Raw genomic sequence first — 19,001 nt, forward strand, 5'->3', positions numbered from 1 at the left:
TGGTTCCGGCGGACGCGCGTCGGTGCGCAGCCCGCCGGACACCAACCTACTACCTGGACTGGAGCTCTTCTGCGAGCCCGATGAGCGTCCGGACCATGACGCCGGTCGCGCCCTTGCCGAGCCAGCCGTACCCGCCGCCCTTGTGCTCCGAGGGGCCCGCGATGTCGAGGTGCGCCCACGGCACGCCGTCGCCCACGAACCGCTCGAGGAACTTGCCGGCGAGGAGCATCCCACCGGCCGGGTTGCCCACGGTCGCGTTGACCATGTCGGCGACGTCGCTGGCGAGTCGCGCGTCGAGCTCCTCGGGCAGGGGCATCGGCCAGATCGGCTCGGCGACGGCGTCGGCGACCGCGCGGACCCGTGCGACCAGGTCGTCGCTGCCCATCAGGCCGGTGGTCCGGTCGCCGAGGGCGACGACCTGTGCGCCGGTGAGCGTCGCGACGTCGACGAGGGCGTCGGGCTGCTCGAGCGAGGCGGCGACCATGCCGTCGCCGAGGACGAGTCGGCCCTCGGCGTCGGTGTTCGTGACCTCGACGGTCTTCCCGTTCTTCAGGGTGAGCACGTCGCCGGGGCGCGTCGCGGAGCCGGACGGCATGTTCTCGGCGAGGCACAGCCAGGCGGTGACCTTCGTGTCGAGGCCGAGGCGCGCGGCGGCGATCGTCGCGGCGAGCACGGTGGCGGCGCCGGTCATGTCGGTCTTCATGCCGAGCATCGACGCGGCGGGCTTCAGCGAGAGGCCGCCGGAGTCGAAGGTGATGCCCTTGCCGACCAGCGCGAGGTGCTTGGACGCCGACGACGGCTCGTAGCGGACGACGACCAGGCGCGGGGGACGCTCGGAGCCGCGGCCGACCCCGAGGATGCCCCCGAAGCCCTGCTCCTCGAGCTGCTGCTCGTCGAGGACCTCGACGGTGAGGGGGAGGCCCTCGGCCTGCGCGACGGCGACGTCGGCGACGTCCGCCGGGCCGAGGTCGCCGGCGGCGGTGTTCACGAGGTCACGGACGAGCGCAGCCGCGTCGGCGACGATCGCGGGCCGGACGGTGGCGTCGGCGGCGGTGTCGGCCGGCGCGACGACCGCGATGCGCTGATCGCCCCGGGCCGGAGCGGTCGTGCCGGTGCCCTTGTGCCGGGTGAAGGCGTAGGAGCCGAGCGCCGCACCCTCGAGCGCGGCGTCGACGAGCTCGGCCGAGTCGGCCGGCAGCGCCAGGGCGATCGACGCCGCCTGGGGGAGCTGGCGGACCGCGCTGCCGGCGGCCGCGCGGACGGACGCCGCGTCGATCGTGGCGCCGAGGCCGACGAGCGCGATGCCGGCCGCGGCGACGCCGGTACCGGGGAGGCGGACCAGCTGGTCCTTCGCACCCGTCACACCGACGGAGCCCAGGTCGAGGTCGGCGAGCGCGTCCAGGGCGCCGGCAGCGCTCGGAGCGATCGTGGGGGCACCGCCGCCGGTGCCCGAGCGGACGCCGAGCACGAGGACGTCGGCGTCGACGTCGGAGGGGGTCGAGGTGGTGGTGGAGAGCGTCGGTCGGACCATGCGCCCAGCCTAGCCAGCACGTGTTCGCCGAGAGCGTCGGGCCGGCGCAGGGGTCGGGTCGGGGGTGCCGCCTAGCATGGGGACGGTGAACCACCCCGAGGACCTGTACTCCGCTCCCGACGGCGCGCCGACCGTCCCGGCCGGGCTGCACCTGGTCGCGGGCCTGACCGGCTTCGTCGACGCGGGGTCCGCCGTCGCGCAGGTGGCCACGTCGATCCTCGACGGCCTCGACCACGAGCTCGTCGCGGAGTTCGACCCGGACGTCCTGCTCGACTGGCGCGCCCGCCGGCCGGTCATCACCTTCGAGCACGACCACATCACGGCCGTCGAACCGCCGCGCCTGGCGCTGCACCTGGTGCGCGACGAGCTCGGGCAGCCGTTCCTGTTCCTCACCGGGTACGAGCCGGACTTCCAGTGGAACCGGTTCGTCGACGCCGTCACCGGCCTCGCCGACCGCCTGCAGGTCGCGGACACGACGTGGGTCCAGTCCATCCCCATGCCCGTCCCCCACACCCGTCCGATCAGTCTGACGGTGTCGGGGACCCGCGCGGACCTGGTCGAGCAGCTGAGCGTGTGGAAGCCGGAGACGCAGGCGCCCGCGAACGTCCTGCACCTGGTCGAGCACCGGCTGACGCAGCTGGGTGCATCGGTCACCGGGCTCGTCCTGCTGGTCCCGCACTACCTCGGCGACACCGAGTTCCCCGACGCCGCGGTCACCGCACTGTCGAGCATCGCGGCGGCCACCGGTCTGATCTTCCCGACCGACGCGCTGCGTGCGTCCGACCGCGAGTTCCGCACACGCGTCGACGAGCAGGTCGCGGGGAACCCCGAGCTCCAGCGCCTGGTCGGGGTGCTCGAGGAACGGCACGACACCTACATGGAGGGCAACCCGGTCGCGTCGCCCCTGACGAACGAGGACGGCGAGGTCCCGACCGCCGATGCGATCGCGGCCGAGCTCGAGCGCTTCCTGGCCGACCGGCGGTCCGACGGCGACGCGTCGACCGACTGACGGGGAGTGTGCCGCGCCGCTCGCGGCCTGGAGGCTCCTCCACAGCCCGCACCGCGCCTCCCGTCCTCCACAGCACGTGTCGGGCGCGGGCCGCGCGTCGGTAGCCTTGTCGGGTGAACTCCCGCCGTGCCTTCCTCGTCTGGGGCGTCGCGGTGCTCGCCTACGTCCTCGCCGTGGTGCAGCGGTCATCGCTCGGGGTCTCCGGCGTCGACGCGCAGGACCGCTTCGCGGTCTCGGCCGCGGTCCTGTCCACGCTCGCCGTCGTGCAGATCGCCGTCTACGCCGGGCTGCAGATCCCGGTGGGGATCGCGCTCGACCGGGTGGGGCCGCGCAGGCTGGTGCTGCTGGGCGCCGCGCTGCTCGTGGTCGGCCAGGTCGTCGTCGCGTTCTCGCCGACGATCGGCCCGGCCATCGCGGGCCGGGTGCTCGTCGGGGCCGGCGACGCGATGACGTTCATCTCGGTGATCCGTCTGGTCCCGATGTGGTTCACGGGCCGCATCCTGCCGCAGATCTCGCAGTGGACGGGCAACCTCGGCCAGGTCGGACAGGTCCTGTCGGCCTTCCCGTTCGCCGTGCTCCTGCACACCGCCGGGTGGACCCCGGCGTTCGGGGTCGCCGCGGCCGCGAGCCTGGGCGGTCTCGTGCTGGCGGTCGTCTTCGTCCGCAACGGCCCCGTCGCGGTGCGGACCGACACCATCCCACTGCCCCTGCCGCACTCGTGGCGCGGCGCCTTCCACACCTTCGGGCACGCGCTGCGGCGGCCGGGCACGCAGCTCGGCTTCTGGTCCCACTACGTCACGCAGTCGTCCGGCACGGTCTTCTCGTTGCTGTGGGGCGTCCCGATGCTGCGCGGCCTCGGGTACAGCCCGTCCGAGGCGGCTGGCTTCCTCACCGTCGTCGTCGTCACCGGCTTCGTCGTGGGTCCGGTGCTCGGCGTGCTCTGCGCCCGGTTCCCGCTCCGGCGGTCGAACCTGGTGCTCGGCATCGTCCTGGCGCTCGGGGTGGTGTGGACGGCGGTGCTGCTCTGGCCGGGGCACCCGCCGACGTGGCTGCTCGTCCTGCTCGTGGTCGCGATGGGGGTCGGCGGCCCGGGATCCCTCATCGGTTTCGACTTCGCGCGCAGCTTCAACCCGGTCGGGTCGCTCGGTTCGGCGAACGGCGTCGTGAACGTCGGTGGGTTCCTGGCGGCCTTCGTCATGATGTTCCTCATCGGGACGCTGCTCGACGTCGTGTCGGGCGCGACGGGGCGCACGGTGTTCGCCTGGGACAACTTCCGCATCGCGCTCACCGTGCAGTACGTGGTGGTCGGGTTCGGCGTCGTGATGCTGCTGCTCGCGCGCCGACGGACCCGGCGACAGATGCACGCGCAGGACGGAATACGGGTGGGGCCGCTCTGGGTTGCACTGGTTGCGCGCCTGCGGAAGCAGGCCGTGCAATAATGGAGGACGGACCCGTTCGGGCCCCTCACGACCGCGTCGCCTCGCTGCGCCGCGGGGGTCGGGGGACTTGACATGGGTCCTCATGCTGCCCGGAACGGTAGGACCTGACGACGCGGGGGACTGCGGCCCAGGCCCTGGGCGGCGAGGGAAGCCACGACCCCACGAACGTGGCACGACGAGAGAGGTGATCGCATGGCTGCCCGGAGCACGACGATCGATCCCACGAAGGACACCGAGCCCGAGGCCGTCGCGGCGGACGACGCCGACGCGGCCGAGGGGAAGGCTGCGCCGAAGAAGCGCGCCACCAAGACCACCGCCGCGAAGAAGCCCGCTGCGAAGGCAGCGCCGAAGAAGACGGCCACGCGCGCGAAGAAGAAGGCCGACGACGAGGACGAGGACGACGAGGCCGTCGAGCCCGCGGACGACGCCGTCGACTCGACGGACGACGCCGAGGACACCGAGACCGAGGAGAAGGACGCCAAGCCGGACGCCGCAGCAGCGGTCGCCGCGGGCGCGCTCGTCATCTCGCAGTCCGACGACGACGAGGCACCGGTCTACTCGACCACGATCACCGGCGCCACCGCCGACCCGGTCAAGGACTACCTGAAGCAGATCGGCAAGGTCGCGCTCCTCAACGCCGAGCAGGAGGTCGAGCTCGCGATGCGGATCGAGGCCGGCCTGTTCGCCGAGGACAGGCTGCAGCACTCGACCGGTCTCTCCAAGCCGGAGGAGCGCGAGCTCCGCTGGGTCGCCCGTGACGGGCAGCGCGCGAAGTCTCACCTGCTCGGCGCGAACCTGCGCCTCGTCGTCTCGCTGGCCAAGCGGTACACGGGCCGCGGCATGCAGTTCCTGGACCTCATCCAGGAGGGCAACCTCGGTCTGATCCGTGCGGTCGAGAAGTTCGACTACACCAAGGGCTTCAAGTTCTCGACGTACGCCACCTGGTGGATCCGTCAGGCGATCACCCGCGCGATGGCCGACCAGGCCCGCACCATCCGCATCCCGGTGCACATGGTCGAGGTCATCAACAAGCTGGCCCGTGTGCAGCGCCAGATGCTGCAGGACCTCGGTCGCGAGCCCACTCCGGAAGAGCTCGCCCGCGAGCTCGACATGACCCCGGAGAAGGTCGTCGAGGTGCAGAAGTACGGTCGCGAGCCGATCTCGCTCCACACCCCGCTGGGTGAGGACGGCGACTCGGAGTTCGGCGACCTGATCGAGGACACCGAGGCGGTCGTGCCGGCCGACGCCGTGGGCTTCACGATGCTGCAGAAGCAGCTCGAGAGCCTGCTCGACTCCCTGTCCGAGCGCGAGGCGGGCGTGATCCGCATGCGCTTCGGCCTCGGTGACGGTCAGCCGAAGACCCTCGACCAGATCGGGGACACGTTCGGCGTGACGCGCGAGCGGATCCGGCAGATCGAGTCCAAGACGATGGCGAAGCTCCGCCACCCGTCCCGGTCGCAGTCGCTCCGCGACTACCTCGAGTAGGCCGATGCGCTTCCTCATCCCGATCCTGGTCGGGCGGGTCCTCCGTGCCCTCGCACGTGCGCGGGGCGGCGGGTCCGCCTACCCGGGCTACATCGTCCTCAAGCTGGTGCCGGACTTCCTCCAGCACGTGACGAAGCAGTTCCCGAACGGCGTCGTCTTCGTGCTCGGCTCCAACGGCAAGTCGACGACGACGCACATGATCTCGGACATCGTCCGGGCACACGGCCTCCGCGTCTTCACGAACCCGTCCGGTGCGAACCTGCCGCAGGGCATCGCCTCGGCGCTGTTGTCCGAGGTGTCGCTGACCGGCAGGCTCAAGGCGGACATCGGCATCCTCGAGGTGGACGAGGCCTTCGCGGTCGAGCTCGCCGGCATCCTGTCCCCGTCGACGGTGACGATGCTCAACGTGCAGGTCGACCAGCTCTACCGGTTCTTCGAGACCGAGCGCGTCGCGACGATGATGCTCGACACGGCGGCGCTGTCCACGGCGAACGTCATCACGAACCGGGACGACCAGTTCCTCGACGCGTACGCGGGCCGCTCGGGCCAGCGTGTGCTCCGCTTCGGCGCGAGCGCCGAGGTCGTCGCTGCGGCCCCGAACGGGCTGCAGAACGCCGACGACTTCGACCGGACCGCCGGCGAGCCGAACCCTGCCGAGTCCGAGGTCGTCGCCAACACCGGCGACGGAGCGACGATCCGGTTCGACGGCACCGACATCCCCGTCCGGCTGCCGGCACGGGGCCTGCACTACGCGGTGGACGCGGCGGCTGCGACCGCGACTGCGAGCGCCGCACTGGGTGCGCAGTTCCGGGCCGACGCCGTCACGAGGGCCTTCGGCACGATGAAGCCCGCGTACGGGCGAGGCGAGCGCCTGCCGATCGCTGGCGAGTCCGCCGAGTTCACGATGTTCAAGAACGCGGCGAGCCTGCAGCTCAACCTCGACGCCCTGCCGGACCGCCCGGAGCAGGTCCTCATGGCGATCGACGAGGGCACCCCGGACATCTCCTGGATCTACGACATCGACTTCTCGAAGCTCGACCACGTGGACGTCGTGTCCGGGGACAAGGCGTGGCAGATCGCCATCGCGCTCGAGCACGCCGGTGTCCGCATCGGCCGTGTCGAGCCCGACGTCGAGGCTGCCATCCGGCACATGGAGCAGCTCGGCTCGACGACGTCGGGGACGAAGAACTTCATCGTCAACTACGAGATCATGATGATCGCCCGCAAGGCCCTCGGCCACGGCGACATGGAGAAGACCGCATGACGGCCGACCGGCTGACCATCCTGCACGTCTACCCGCGTCAGATGGGGGTCTCGGGCGACCGTGGCAACGTCGTGGCCCTCACCCGCCGTGCCGAGGCCGCCGGCATCGCCACGGAGGTCGTCACGTACGCGCCGGGCGACCAGCTCCCTGCTGCGGCCGACGTCGTCGTCGTGGGCAACGGGCCGCTCAGCGCCATGCGCTCGCTCGGGGCCGACGTCACGCGTGTCGGGGCGTCCCTTCGCGAGTTCGCCGCTGCCGGCGTGCCCGTCGTGGCCGTCGGCGGGGGCTTCGACCTCGCGACCAACGAGGTCGTCCCCACCGAGGGATCACCCGTCGCGGGCTTCGGCGTGTTCGACGCGCGGGCCGTCCGCGGTGCCGAGCGTCGGGTGAACTACTTCGTGCTCGACACGCGGTACCCCCTGCTGCCCGGCGCACCGAAGCGTCTCGCCGGCTTCGAGGACCACGCGACCCGGATCGAACTGGCTCCGGGCGTCGAGCCCTTCGCCGACGTCGTGTCCGGTGGCGGCAACCAGGCCGGGTCCGCCGTCGAGGGGGCGATCACGGGTTCGTCCTTCGGCACGCACACCCAGGGGCCGATCCTGCCGCTCAACCCGCAGCTGACCGATGCGGTGCTCGCTGCGGCGACCAAGCGCCTCGGGCGCGAGTACGCGCCGGACCCGGAGCGGACGGCGACCGTCGACCGGTACGCGCGCGAAGCGCGCGCGACCGTCGACCGCTACGTCGACAAGGCCTTCAAGCGGATCGCCTAGTCGACCTCCCGTTCGTCCGTCTGGTGACGACTACTTCGACTCGTGGAGTCGGCTGCTCTCGTCGTGCCACTCGAGCGCGGTAGCTGCGAGCTTCTCCTTGAACTCGGCGCCGTGGTGGGCGCAGAAGTAGAGCTCGCCGCTGGCCATGGTGGCGCGGATGTACGCCTGCGCTCCGCAGCTGTCGCAGCGGTCAGCGGCGGTGAGCTGGTGGCTGCTGGCTTCGTCGATGGAGAGGTCCTGCACGGTCTGGGTCATTGCTGTGCTCCTCACGGATCGCAGGTGGTGCGGGTGGACCACCATTTGAACACGTGGTGGCTGGGAGCCGTGCATCCCGGACCGCCTGTTTCGCTGAGCGCGGAGCGGTTGTCCCCAGTCCGAGCCGCGCCGCTGTCCGGCGGTCTGGCTGTCAGTGCCCCTCGGTACCATCGGGACGTGAGCTCCGACTACTCTGCACGACACCTCTCCGTCCTCGAAGGGCTCGAGGCGGTTCGGAAGCGTCCGGGCATGTACATCGGCTCGACGGACTCGCGCGGGCTCATGCACTGCCTGTGGGAGATCATCGACAACTCCGTCGACGAAGCGCTCGCGGGTCACGGCGACGAGATCGGGGTCGTGCTGCACGCCGACGGCTCCGTCGAGGTCCGCGACACCGCCCGCGGCATCCCCGTCGACGTGGAACCGAAGACCGGCCTGACCGGGGTCGAGGTCGTGTTCACGAAGCTGCACGCCGGCGGCAAGTTCGGGTCCGGGTCGTACGCGGCCTCCGGTGGCCTGCACGGCGTGGGTGCCTCGGTCGTGAACGCGCTGTCGGAGCGCCTCGACGTCGAGGTCGACCGCGGTGGCAAGACCTACGCGATGTCCTTCCACCGGGGCGAGCCCGGCACCTTCGCCGGTGACGGGCCGGATGCGCCCTTCACCCCGTTCACCTCGGGCAGTGAGCTCCGTGTCGTCGGCAAGGTGAAGAAGGGGGTCACCGGGTCCCGCATCCGGTACTGGGCGGACCGACAGATCTTCACCACGGACGCCCGTTTCAGCACGGGCGACCTGGTCAACCGCGCCCGTCAGACCGCCTTCCTGGTGCCCGGGCTCGGCATCACGATCACCGACGAACGGGCCGCGTCCATCGAGGCTGCCGCCCAGCGTGCCGAGGCGACCGGGACGACGGTCGCGCCCGGTCCGGTCATCGAGCGCTTCCGGTACGAGGGCGGCATCAGCGAGTTCGTCGAGCACCTGGCGGTCGACTCCGCGGTCACCGACGTCTGGCGCATCCAGGGCACCGGGACCTTCACGGAGACCGTTCCGATGCTCGACGACAAGGGCCACATGGTGTCCACCTCGGTCGAGCGGACCTGCGAGGTCGACATCGCGATGCGGTGGGGCAGCGGGTACGAGACCGTCGAGCGGAGCTTCGTCAACATCATCGCGACGCCGAAGGGCGGCACGCACCTGACCGGCTTCGAGTCGGGCGTCGTCAAGGCCGTGCGCACGCAGGTCGAGGCGAACGCCCGCAAGCTCAAGGTCGGGCAGGACAAGCTCGAGAAGGACGACGTGCTCGCAGGCCTCACCGCCGTGCTGACCGTCCGCCTGCCCGAGCCGCAGTTCGAGGGGCAGACGAAGGAGGTCCTCGGCACCCCCGCGGTCCGGAAGATCGTCGACCAGGTCGTGGCGAAGCAGCTCACCGACGTCCTCACCTCGACACAGCGCACCGAGAAGGCGCAGGCCGCGACCCTGCTCGAGAAGGTCGTCGCCGAGATGAAGACCCGCATCTCGGCGCGGGCGCACAAGGAGACGCAGCGGCGCAAGAACGCGCTGGAGAACTCCTCGTTGCCGACCAAGCTCGCCGACTGCCGCAAGCAGGACGCCGAGGGTACGGAGCTCTTCATCGTCGAGGGCGACTCCGCGCTCGGCACCGCCAAGCTCGCCCGCAACAGCGAGTACCAGGCGCTGCTGCCCATCCGCGGCAAGATCCTCAACGTGCAGAAGGCCTCGGTGTCGGACATGCTGTCCAACACCGAGTGCGCCTCGATCATCCAGGTCATCGGCGCCGGCTCCGGCCGCTCGTTCGAGATCGACCAGGCCCGCTACGGCAAGATCATCATCATGTCGGACGCCGACGTCGACGGTGCCCACATCCGCACGCTCCTGCTGACGCTGTTCTTCCGGTACATGCGGCCGATGATCGAGCAGGGCCGGGTGTTCGCCGCCGTGCCGCCGCTGCACCGGGTCGTCGTGGTGAACCGCGGCAAGCCGAACGACACGCTCTACACCTACTCCGAGGCCGAGCTGCAGGCGGTGCTGAAGAAGCTCGCGAAGCAGGGCAAGAAGTACCAGGAGCCGATCCAGCGGTACAAGGGCCTGGGGGAGATGGACGCCGACCAGCTCGCCGAGACGACAATGGACCGGGCGCACCGCACGCTCCGTCGGGTGAACGTGACCGATGCCGAGAGCGCCGCGAAGGTGTTCGAGCTGCTGATGGGCAACGACGTCGCGCCGCGCAAGGAGTTCATCCTGGCCGGCGAGGGCCTCGACCGCGACCGCATCGACGCGTAGGGGCGGCGGCCCGGCGGCGACGCGGAGCGGCGCACGGACAGCGACGCGAAGCGGCGCCTGTCGGCGGCGCACGGCCCGAGACTCGCGCTGGCCGACGGTTCTCGCCCTCTGCTGTCTGGCCGAGACACCGCCGGCCGGACGAGACGCCGTCGTCGTGCCGAGACGCCGCCGGATCCGGCGGCGTCTCGCGAACTCGGCCCCGTCTCGTGGATCCCACGGCGTCTCGCGGCATCCTGGACGTGTCGAGGGACCAGCTGGCGGACGGGAGGTGACGCGCTGACTGCCACCGCGCCCCCCGGCCGACGGGTCGACCCTGCGGGCGCGTGACACGCCGCGTGCTGACGTTCCGGTCGCACGACACGCCGTCACCAGCGGCACGGGACGGCAAGTCGTGCGACCAGGGCGGGAACACGGCGGCCGCACACTCGCGCGCAGCGGCGGGCGGGACCCCGCCTACGCCTCGCCCGCGGTACCGTCCAGGGCTGCTGCGCTGCCGCCGATCGAGCCGATCACGGCCTCGAGCGGCGCTCCCGACCCGTCGCGCTTCGACAGCCAGTCGGGCAGGGTCCGCGCGGCTCCGTCCGACCCGACGGCGTGCGGCGGCGCGATGCCGGCCCACGCCACGGTCAGCCCGTCCTCGCCCTTGAGGAACGCGTGCGCCCGCACACCCTGCGTCGCACGGCCCTTCGCGGGGAACTCCGAGAACGCCGAGACCTTCGCCCGTCCGGGGTCCGTGCCGGGCAGCGCCCCCGACGCCGTCGACACGGTGGCGACCACTGCGTCCTCGGACAGCGCCACGGACCCGAACCAGATCACCGATGCGCCGGAAGCCAGGGAGACCCCGGCGACGCCGCCCGCGGGCGGCCCCTGCGGCCGGACGCCCGAAGCCGGGAACCGCAGCAGCTGCGCGTTCGACGTGATGAACACGAGGTCGTCCGACTCGGGCGCCTGCGCGGCCCCGACGACGGTGTCCTTCGGCTTCAGCCCGATGGCGACGAACTCGTCCTTGTCCGGCCATGCGCCGGTGGCGACGCGCTTCACGACGCCCTGCGCGGTACCGATGGCGAGCGAGTCGCCCGCCCCTGCGGACAGGTCGACGAGCGCGACGACGGACTCGGTGCGAGCGATCCCGAGGTAGTCGGACACCCGCACGCCGGCGTCGAGCCGGACGGACGCCGGCGGCACCGCGGGGACGTCGACGGGGGAGAACCGCAGCACGCGGCCGGTCGAGGTCAGTGCACCGACCTGCCCACGGACGGTGGAGACGACGGTCGAGCGGACCGCGTCGTGCTTCGACCGCTTCGGCACCCGCACGATCCCGAGGTCCGAGGAGGGGATGTCCACCCGCACGAGTCGACCGGTCGTGGAGAGCAGCACACGGCACGGAGCGTCGGCGATCTGCAGCGACTCGGGGTCGACCGCAGCCTTGCGACCACCGCGCACCGGGGCATCCGCCTCGGTGAGCAGGGTGCGGCGCGGCGTGGCGAACCGGTCGGAGACCTCGGTCAGTTCGACCGCAACCTGAGCACGGAGCCGGGCATCGGACGCCAGCAGTTCCTCGAGCGCGGCGATGTCTGCGAGGAGCTGGTCGCGCTCGCCCTCGAGCTCGAGGCGCGAGAACTTCGTCAGGCGCCGCAGACGCAGCTCGAGGATGTACTCGGCCTGCACCTCGGACAGGTCGAAGACGTCCTGCAGCTTCGTCCGTGCGGCCTCGGAGTCGTCGGACGAGCGGATGACCTCGATGACCTCGTCGATGTCGAGGATCGCGATGAGCAGACCCTCGACGAGGTGCAGCCGTTCCTTCCGACGGGCGAGCCGGTACCGGGAGCGCCGGGTGACCACGTCGAGCCGGTGCTGCACGTAGACGTCGAGCAGTTCGCGCAGGCCGAGCGTGCGCGGTGACCCCTGCACGAGCGCGACGTTGTTGATGCCGAAGCCGTCCTCGAGCGGGGTGTGCTTGTAGAGCTGCTCGAGCACGGCCGTCGGGTTGAAGCCGGACTTGATGCCGATGACCAGCCGCAGCCCGTGGTTCCGGTCCGTCAGGTCGTTGACGTCGGAGATGCCGACGAGCTTCTTCGCCTGGACGCCGTCCTTGATCTTCTCGATCACGCGTTCGGGGCCGACCAGGTACGGCAGCTCCGTGACGACGAGGCCGACCTTGCGCGGCGTGAGGTTCTCGACGGACACCTTCGCCCGGGTGCGGAACGAGCCGCGGCCCGTCGCGTAGGCGTCGCGCACCCCGGAGAGCCCGACGATCGTGCCACCGGACGGCAGGTCCGGGCCCGGCACGAACTCCATCAGTTCCTCGAGGGTCGCCGTCGGGTTCAGGAGCAGGTGCTTCGCGGCCTCGACGACCTCGCCCAGGTTGTGCGGCGCCATGTTCGTCGCCATGCCGACCGCGATGCCCGAGGCGCCGTTGACGAGCAGGTTCGGGAACGCCGCCGGCAGCACGCCCGGCTGCATGATCTGGTTGTCGTAGTTCGGGACGAAGTCGACCACGTCCTCGCCCAGGCCCTCCGTCATCGCCATCGACGGCTCGGCCAGACGGGCCTCGGTGTACCGGGCGGCCGCGGGGCCGTCGTCGAGCGACCCGAAGTTGCCGTGCCCGTCGACCAGCGGCACACGCATCGTGAACGGCTGCGCCAGGCGCACGAGGGCGTCGTAGATCGCGCCGTCGCCGTGCGGGTGCAGCTTGCCCATCACCTCGCCGGTGACGCGGGCGCTCTTCACGTGCCCACGGTCCGGTCGGAGCCCCATCTCCGCCATCTGGTAGAGGATGCGTCGCTGCACCGGCTTGAGGCCGTCGCGCGCGTCCGGCAGGGCTCGCGAGTAGATGACGGAGTACGCGTACTCGAGGAACGAACCCTGCATCTCCTCGGAGACGTCGACGTCCTCGATGCGCTCACCGTCGGGCAGACCGACTGCTTCCGTGCGTGCCATGGGACCTTTCTGGGAGGATCGTGGGGTGCCCCCCAGCGTACCGAGCGCCCCAGACACCACCGCGAACCTCGCCGACGTGCTGCCGAGTTGCCTCGTCGCGCTCGGCGCCGCCGACAACACGTGGTTGCGCACCACCGGCCGGGAGGCACGGATCACCCTCCGTCCCGCCCGCTCGGTCGTCGTCGTGCTGGTCGACGGCCTCGGGTCGTCCGCCCTGTCGGCCCGCGCCGGGCACGCCCGCTGGCTCACCGCCGCCACCGGCGGCGGCACCCTCAAGCGCCTGCGCAGCGGGTTCCCGACGACGACCGCCGCGGCGCTCAGCACCCTGACGACCGGCCGCTCGCCCGGCACGCACGGCGTGGTCGGCTACAGCGGGTGGGAGCCCGAGGGCGAGCGGGTGGTCAACCTGCTCTCCGGCTGGGACTCCGAGGTGCCGACGGGGTGGCTGCTCGCCGACACCGTCTTCACCGAGGCCAGCGCGCTCGGCATCGAGCCCGTGGTGGTCGGTCCGGCCCGCTACGAGTCCTCGGGGATGACCGCGAACGTGCTCGGCGGTGCCCGGTACACCGCAGCCGACAGCATCGCGCAGCGGGTCGACGCCGCACTGGCGGCGACGGCGTCCGGCCGATCGCTCGTCTACCTCTACGTGCCGGAGCTCGACTCGATCGGGCACAAGCACGGGTGGGAGTCGGACCGCTGGACCGCGGCGCTCGAGTCACTCGACGGCGAGCTCGCCCGGCTCGCGACCCGCGGCGCCGCCGACGTGGGCATCCTCGTGACGGCCGACCACGGCGTGCTCGACGTGCCGACCGAGGCGAACATCGCGATGGACCCCGCGCTCCTCGTGGACGTCGTGGGGATCGCCGGGGACCCCCGCTGCCGACAGCTGGTCGTGCGCCCCGGCACCGACGTCCCGGCGCTGGTCGAGGCCTGGCGCACCCGCTACGGCAAGAAGGCGTACGTCGCCAGCCGCGACGAGGCCGTGGCCGCCGGGTGGTTCGGTGCCGTGGACGACCGCGTGCTCCCGCGCATCGGGGACGTCGTCGTGGTCGCGAGGGGGTCGTGGGCCTTCAACGACGACCGCGACCTCGACCCGCGCAAGGAGCCGAAGCGGATGATCGGGCAGCACGGTGCCATGACGGACGACGAGGTCTTCGTGCCCCTGCGGCTGGCGGGCGCCTTCGCGGGCTGACCCGGGCGGGAACGCGAGCAGCCCCGCGACGCGACGAGCGTGGCGGGGCTGCACCGGGCCTCCAGGCCGGACGGACCGGACCGAGGAGGCTGGATCAGGCGGGGTCCTCCGGGCGGGTGCCGAAGACGATCTCGTCCCAGCTCGGCATCGACCGGCGGTTGCGCTTCTTGCGCTCGGAGCGGCCGTCGGTCTCGGGAGCCGATGCCGGACGGTCGTCACGCTCGGGGGCGGAGGCCGGCGAGTCCCAGCCCTGGAGGGGGACGTCCACGACGCTGATGGAGGTCCCGCGGGGCTCGTCCTGCTGTTCGGTGAAGGATGCCGCCTCGCGCTCACCGCGCCGACGGCGGAGTGCCTCGAGCAGGTCGGCGGTCTCGTTGCCGGGCGAGCGTTCCTCGACGGGCGCGGCACCGATGCGGGGGAGCGGCGCACGGAGCGGACGCTCCTGGGCCTCGGGGGCCGGCGCGTCCTCGGTCTGCTCGACGCGGAAGGCACCGGAGTCGAAGCGCGTGCCGTCGGCGTCGTGGTGGTCGTTCTCCACCGCACGCAGGCGCGGAGCGATGCCCTCGTCGTCGGTGTCGGAGAGGCGGTGGGCGTCGCCGTTGTCGGGCGTGAGCGTCGACGTCTTGGGGTCGAAGGACCACTGCGCGTCGTGCTCGACCTCGGACGCGGTGTAGCGGACCCGGACCTGCCACCCCTGCTCGGCGTTCTTCCACGACGCCCACGCGATGTCGGTCGCGTCGCCGGCCTCGAGCTTGGCCTCGATGGCCTCGCCGAAGGTGTCGGGCGCCTCGGCGTCGGTCGGGGTGACCGGGACACGTCGTGCGGCGTCGAGGACGAAGGAACGCTCGGCGAGCACCGGACCCTCGAACCGCCGGACGTACTCGACGTCGACGTCGAGCGCCGCTGCGACGTCGGCCGCGTCGGCGCCACCACGGATGCGGGCCTGCACGTCCTTCGGCGACACGCGCTTCTGGGGGCCGGCGTCGGGGTTGGCCTGGCGGACCTGGCTCGTCAGCGACGCGGTGACCGGCAACCGGTACTCGGTGCCGCCGTCGGTCGCGAGCAGGAGTGCCCCGGACTCGACTCCGATGACTCTCACGTCTTGCATGGTTGCGCCTCCCGAGCGTTGCGTACGGTCGTGCTCGTACCCCAGGAGTATGCAGCGGTGCATCCCCGTTGCCGCGGAGGCGCACGGGCGTGCCGCGGACTCCCGCTCGCCCGCGGACGGTCCTCGTCCGCTGCCGGCCCCGCGCACCGTCCTCGTCCGCTCCCGGCCGCCGGGAATGTCCGACCACCACGGTGGGTTGCACGGCCTGACGATCCCGCACGGCGTTCGGTTTGCGCTCTCGCGGGTCGTGGTGCAAACTGTCGCCGCCGATCACCGGCGACGACCTCTCGACACGAGAAACGGATGGGCATGGCCACCGATTACGACGCCCCCAGGAAGACCGACGAATCCTCTGACTCGGAGTCGATCGAGGCCCTCAAGGAGCGCGTTCCCGACAAGATGTCGGGGGTCGTCGACGATGATTCGGACAACCCCGGCAGCTTCGAGCTCGCTGGACAGGACCTCAGCGACGTCGACCTCGACGTCGTCGTGCTGCCGCCGCAGGTGGACGAGTTCACCTGCGTCGAGTGCTTCCTCGTGAAGCACCGTTCGCAGCTCGACCACGAGTCGAAGCTCGGCCCCGTGTGCGCGGAGTGCGCGGCGCTCTGAGTCGCAGCTCCACCGGGACGGCCCGTCACCCTTCGTGGGTGGCGGGCCGTTCCGCGTTGCGGCGCAGGGCGGGCGCGGGCGTGCCTGGCGGGGGCGGGCGTGCCTGGTCGGATCGGGCGTGCCTGGTCGGATCGGGCGTGCCTGGTCGGCTCGGGCGTACCTGGGGGGATCGGGCGTACCCGGTCTTCCGGAACGGCCAGGTGTGCCCGGAACCGCTTCCTCCTGCACCCGTTGTGGGAAGGAACGGGCGGGGCGGGGGCGGCGCGAGCCTCCCGGCCCGCGCGCCCGCGCGTCAGGAACGCAGGGCGTCCACCACGGCCTGCGGGTTGCGCGCGCTGACCAGCCAGTAGGGCGTCGGGTCCGCCGGGTCCGTCACCTCGACGCGCACGACCCCGCGCACGTACCCGCGGAAGAGCGTCCACGCGCGGGCGTCGAGCGCCGGACCGCGCTGGGTCGTGGCCTCGGCGCCGGTGTGTGCGGTGACCTCGCCGACGAGCGTCCGCGGCAGGTGTGCACGGCCGGCGCGGAACTCGGTGTCGGTGACCTCGATCGTCGGGGCGAGCGCCCAGAGCAGCACGACCACGCCGAGGTACATGCCGATCGCCACGAGGACGCCGGCCAGGACGCTGATCGGCAGGAACACGAGCAGGCTCGCGGGGATGACGAGCGCCGTCGCCAGGTAGAGGGCGGGCGGGGCCCAGAGTCGTTCGCGGTACACGGTCACCCCTCCATCCCACCACGAGTCGGGGCAGGTCACGGAACGGTCACGGAACGACCACGCTCGTGCACTACCCTCGTCTCGTGACCGAACCAGTCGACGTGCTCTGGACCGGGGAGAACGCCCCCGTCCACGCCCACCCCGGTGATGCCGGAGCCGACCTCGTCTCGACCGAGGCCTTCGTGCTGCAGCCCGGGGAGCGCCGTCTCGTCGGCACCGGGCTCCGGATCGCGCTGCCGGACGGCCACGTCGCCTTCGTGGTGCCCCGGAGCGGCCTCGCGGCGAAGCACGGCATCACGATCGTGAACGCCCCCGGCACCGTCGACTCCGGCTACCGGGGCGAGGTCAAGGTCGCCCTGCTCAACACCGATGCGTCCGAGCCGTACGAGGTGCACGTGGGGGACCGCATCGCGCAGGTGGTCGTCATGCCGGTGCCGCGGGTCACCTACACCCGCGTCGAGGAGCTGCCGGACAGTGTCCGCGGCGAGGGCGGCTTCGGCTCCTCGGGCTACGGTGACCACCGCAGCGGCGCACTGTACGGTGCCGCCGACGACTTCCAGGAAGGAACGGGCGCATGAAGTTCGGTCGACGCAAGCGTGACGAGGTCGAGGTGGCGGACGCCGTCGCCGACGACGCCGTGATCGCGGGGACGACGCCGGAGGTCGACATCGCGACCGATGCCGACGCCGACCTCGACGAGGTGGACGCGGTCGCACCGACCGACAAGTCGGCTCCGGCCGACCGTGCCGACAACGGCCCGCACGACGAGACCGAGGCGAACCTGGTCCGCCCGTACGTCGACCTGGGCGGCGTGAAGGTCCTCCCGCGAGAGGGCCTGCACCTGCGCCTCGAGGTCGAGGAGGGTTCGCAGCGCGTCGTCGCGGTCGGGCTCGACTACGACGAGTCCACGCTCCAGGTCCAGCCCTTCGCCGCGCCCCGGTCCACCGGGCTGTGGCACGAGATCCGCGCGCAGATCGCCGACCAGATCGAGCGGCAGGGCGGCCGCGTGGACGAGGTCGACGGCCCCTTCGGTCCCGAGCTCCGCGCTCTCGTGCCGGTCGTCGTCGACGGCTCCGGCGCGACCGACGGTGCACGCGCCGCACGCTTCGTCGGTGTCGACGGCCCCCGCTGGTTCCTGCGCGGCGTGATCGCCGGCAAGGCCGCGGAACAGCCGGACGACGCCGCAGAGATCGAGGAGCTCTTCCGCAGCGTGGTCGTCGTGCGTGGCACGACGCCGATGCCGCCGCGCGACCTCATCCCGCTGCACATGCCCAAGTCGACGCAGACCGCCGTCTGACGACCGTCCGAGACGAACGACCCACGACACGGCCTGGAGGCACGGTGCCGGAGCACGACGAGACCCCCCGTCCCGCGGACGCGAGCGACCAGGGCGCGGCTCCGGTCGACGGGACGGCCGCGGGTGCGGTGCCGGCCGGCCCGGTCGCGGGCCCGCCGACGCCCGGTGCGGGCGCGGGGCCGACCGCGTCCGGACCGACGGTCCCGGTTGGACGGACGGCCCCGGCCCGGCCGGCTGGTGACGACTCCGTGGACGAGGGCGCCGTGCCGTCCTTCTCGGCGCAGTTCCGCGCGGCCGTGCAGAACGCCGGCATCGCCCGGGTCGCGCCGGGTGAGGCACCCTCCGGCCGTGCGCTGCTCGGGGCGGTCGGCGGCGTGCGCGGGCTCGCCGAGTCGGTGCTGCCCGGCTTCGCGTTCCTCGTCGTCTACGCGATCACGAAGGAGCTCGTGCCGAGCGTCGTGATCCCGGTGCTCGTCGGGCTCGTGTTCGTGGTGGTCCGTCTGGCGCAGCGGCAGTCGCTCGTGATGTCCTTCGCGGGCATCGCCGGCGTGGTCGTCTCGGCGGTCCTGGCGCTGGTCACCGGCCGGGCCGAGACGAACTTCATCCCCGGCATCGTCATCAACTCGGTGTGGCTCGTCGGATTGCTCGTCACCCTGGCGATCCGGTGGCCGCTGATCGGGGTCGTGGTCGGCTTCCTGCTCCCGCCGGACGAGGACGGCTCCCACGTCGACTGGCGTGCCGACCCCACCAAGCGCCGGGTGCTCACGGTGGCGACGTGGATCTGGGTCGGGCTCTTCGCGCTCCGGCTGGCCGTCGAGGTACCGCTGTACCTGACCGCGCAGGTCGAGCTCCTCGCCGCGGTGAAGCTCGTGCTCGGCGTCCCGCTCTACGCGGCCGTGCTGTGGGTCACGTGGTTGCTCGTCCGCACGGTGTTCGTGCGTCGGGAGGACACCGCCGCGGTGTAGAGTTGTCTCGACATCGAGACAGTTTCCCGGGGGCGCGCCAGCATCGTCGGGATTAGGTTTGCCTTGCTGGTGGGACGTTCCGACGCCCGCGATGATGAGGGCACACCGATCAGTAGGGAGGCGG

At 71.9% G+C, this 19,001-nt stretch carries 16 protein-coding genes; 11 read left to right on the plus strand and 5 right to left on the minus strand.

All coding sequences use genetic code 11. The annotated features are described in order from the left end of the window. Positions 1-49 precede the first annotated feature (49 nt). Positions 50-1,531, minus strand: a complete 1,482-nt coding sequence (locus tag M3666_RS08470) for a leucyl aminopeptidase (RefSeq protein ID WP_251154989.1) — start codon at positions 1,529-1,531, stop codon at positions 50-52. Between the two features lie 76 nt (positions 1,532-1,607). Here M3666_RS08470 and M3666_RS08475 point away from each other — a divergent pair, with 76 nt between their 5' ends. The 5 genes from M3666_RS08475 (at position 1,608) to M3666_RS08495 (ending at position 7,498) form a co-directional block, all read left to right on the plus strand. Next, positions 1,608-2,540, plus strand: coding sequence for a proteasome assembly chaperone family protein (locus M3666_RS08475; protein WP_209682865.1), 933 nt, complete (start codon positions 1,608-1,610; stop codon positions 2,538-2,540). A 113-nt stretch (positions 2,541-2,653) separates the two neighbouring features. Beyond that, a complete protein-coding gene (locus M3666_RS08480; protein ID WP_209682862.1) occupies positions 2,654-3,979 on the plus strand; it encodes a nitrate/nitrite transporter in 1,326 nt (441 codons plus the stop codon). A gap of 192 nt (positions 3,980-4,171) precedes the next feature. Next, a complete protein-coding gene (locus M3666_RS08485; RefSeq protein ID WP_251154990.1) occupies positions 4,172-5,464 on the plus strand; it encodes an RNA polymerase sigma factor in 1,293 nt (430 codons plus the stop codon). A 4-nt stretch (positions 5,465-5,468) separates the two neighbouring features. Continuing rightward, a complete protein-coding gene (locus tag M3666_RS08490; RefSeq protein WP_209682856.1) occupies positions 5,469-6,728 on the plus strand; it encodes a MurT ligase domain-containing protein in 1,260 nt (419 codons plus the stop codon). Continuing rightward, complete coding sequence (locus tag M3666_RS08495) at positions 6,725-7,498, plus strand: type 1 glutamine amidotransferase (RefSeq protein WP_066654057.1); 774 nt, start codon at positions 6,725-6,727, stop codon at positions 7,496-7,498. The genes M3666_RS08490 and M3666_RS08495 overlap by 4 nt, the downstream gene beginning before the upstream one ends. A 30-nt stretch (positions 7,499-7,528) precedes the next feature. Here the strand turns inward: M3666_RS08495 and M3666_RS08500 are convergent, their stop codons facing one another. Beyond that, positions 7,529-7,753, minus strand: coding sequence for a hypothetical protein (locus tag M3666_RS08500; protein WP_066654059.1), 225 nt, complete (start codon positions 7,751-7,753; stop codon positions 7,529-7,531). 177 nt (positions 7,754-7,930) lie between these two features. Between M3666_RS08500 and M3666_RS08505 the strand changes: the two genes are divergently transcribed. Continuing rightward, positions 7,931-10,048 carry a type IIA DNA topoisomerase subunit B gene (locus M3666_RS08505; protein WP_066654061.1) on the plus strand — a complete coding sequence of 706 codons (2,118 nt, stop codon included), beginning with the start codon at positions 7,931-7,933 and terminating at the stop codon, positions 10,046-10,048. A gap of 453 nt (positions 10,049-10,501) precedes the next feature. Here the strand turns inward: M3666_RS08505 and M3666_RS08510 are convergent, their stop codons facing one another. After that, on the minus strand, positions 10,502-12,988 hold the full coding sequence (locus M3666_RS08510) for a DNA topoisomerase (ATP-hydrolyzing) subunit A (protein WP_251154991.1): 2,487 nt from the start codon (positions 12,986-12,988) through the stop codon (positions 10,502-10,504). A gap of 25 nt (positions 12,989-13,013) precedes the next feature. On the opposite strand from M3666_RS08510, the gene M3666_RS08515 reads away from it, so the two are divergent. Beyond that, positions 13,014-14,180: an alkaline phosphatase family protein gene (locus M3666_RS08515; protein ID WP_251154992.1), complete on the plus strand. Its 1,167-nt coding sequence runs from the start codon at positions 13,014-13,016 to the stop codon at positions 14,178-14,180. Positions 14,181-14,274: 94 nt separating this feature from the next. Here M3666_RS08515 and sepH read toward each other — a convergent pair whose 3' ends face one another. Then, positions 14,275-15,279, minus strand: coding sequence for a septation protein SepH (gene sepH, locus M3666_RS08520; protein WP_209682847.1), 1,005 nt, complete (start codon positions 15,277-15,279; stop codon positions 14,275-14,277). A gap of 318 nt (positions 15,280-15,597) precedes the next feature. Between sepH and M3666_RS08525 the strand changes: the two genes are divergently transcribed. After that, positions 15,598-15,897 (plus strand): DUF4193 domain-containing protein, encoded by a 300-nt coding sequence (locus M3666_RS08525; protein WP_066658128.1) that lies wholly within the window; start codon positions 15,598-15,600, stop codon positions 15,895-15,897. Between the two features lie 292 nt (positions 15,898-16,189). Here the strand turns inward: M3666_RS08525 and M3666_RS08530 are convergent, their stop codons facing one another. Continuing rightward, positions 16,190-16,621 (minus strand): DUF3093 domain-containing protein, encoded by a 432-nt coding sequence (locus tag M3666_RS08530; RefSeq protein ID WP_251154993.1) that lies wholly within the window; start codon positions 16,619-16,621, stop codon positions 16,190-16,192. Between the two features lie 77 nt (positions 16,622-16,698). On the opposite strand from M3666_RS08530, the gene dut reads away from it, so the two are divergent. The 3 genes from dut (at position 16,699) to M3666_RS08545 (ending at position 18,877) form a co-directional block, all read left to right on the plus strand. Beyond that, a complete protein-coding gene (gene dut, locus M3666_RS08535; protein ID WP_209682839.1) occupies positions 16,699-17,193 on the plus strand; it encodes a dUTP diphosphatase in 495 nt (164 codons plus the stop codon). Continuing rightward, positions 17,190-17,912, plus strand: a complete 723-nt coding sequence (locus M3666_RS08540) for a DUF3710 domain-containing protein (protein WP_235426579.1) — start codon at positions 17,190-17,192, stop codon at positions 17,910-17,912. The genes dut and M3666_RS08540 overlap by 4 nt, the downstream gene beginning before the upstream one ends. Positions 17,913-18,175: 263 nt before the next feature. Continuing rightward, complete coding sequence (locus M3666_RS08545; RefSeq protein WP_209682836.1) at positions 18,176-18,877, plus strand: DUF3159 domain-containing protein; 702 nt, start codon at positions 18,176-18,178, stop codon at positions 18,875-18,877. The last annotated feature ends 124 nt before the right edge of the window (positions 18,878-19,001 follow it).

The sequence above is a fragment of the Curtobacterium sp. ODYSSEY 48 V2 genome (genome assembly GCF_023712625.1).
Lineage (GTDB): Bacteria > Actinomycetota > Actinomycetes > Actinomycetales > Microbacteriaceae > Curtobacterium.

What these genes read in the sequence shown, in the direction of transcription:
- M3666_RS08470 (WP_251154989.1), bottom strand. Translation starts at nt 1,531, where the DNA reads ATGGTCCGACCGACGCTCTCCACCACCACCTCGACCCCCTCCGACGTC.
- M3666_RS08475 (WP_209682865.1), top strand. Translation starts at nt 1,608, where the DNA reads ATGGGGACGGTGAACCACCCCGAGGACCTGTACTCCGCTCCCGACGGC.
- M3666_RS08485 (WP_251154990.1), top strand. Translation starts at nt 4,172, where the DNA reads ATGGCTGCCCGGAGCACGACGATCGATCCCACGAAGGACACCGAGCCC.
- M3666_RS08490 (WP_209682856.1), top strand. Translation starts at nt 5,469, where the DNA reads ATGCGCTTCCTCATCCCGATCCTGGTCGGGCGGGTCCTCCGTGCCCTC.
- M3666_RS08495 (WP_066654057.1), top strand. Translation starts at nt 6,725, where the DNA reads ATGACGGCCGACCGGCTGACCATCCTGCACGTCTACCCGCGTCAGATG.
- M3666_RS08500 (WP_066654059.1), bottom strand. Translation starts at nt 7,753, where the DNA reads ATGACCCAGACCGTGCAGGACCTCTCCATCGACGAAGCCAGCAGCCAC.
- M3666_RS08510 (WP_251154991.1), bottom strand. Translation starts at nt 12,988, where the DNA reads ATGGCACGCACGGAAGCAGTCGGTCTGCCCGACGGTGAGCGCATCGAG.
- M3666_RS08525 (WP_066658128.1), top strand. Translation starts at nt 15,598, where the DNA reads ATGGCCACCGATTACGACGCCCCCAGGAAGACCGACGAATCCTCTGAC.
- M3666_RS08540 (WP_235426579.1), top strand. Translation starts at nt 17,190, where the DNA reads ATGAAGTTCGGTCGACGCAAGCGTGACGAGGTCGAGGTGGCGGACGCC.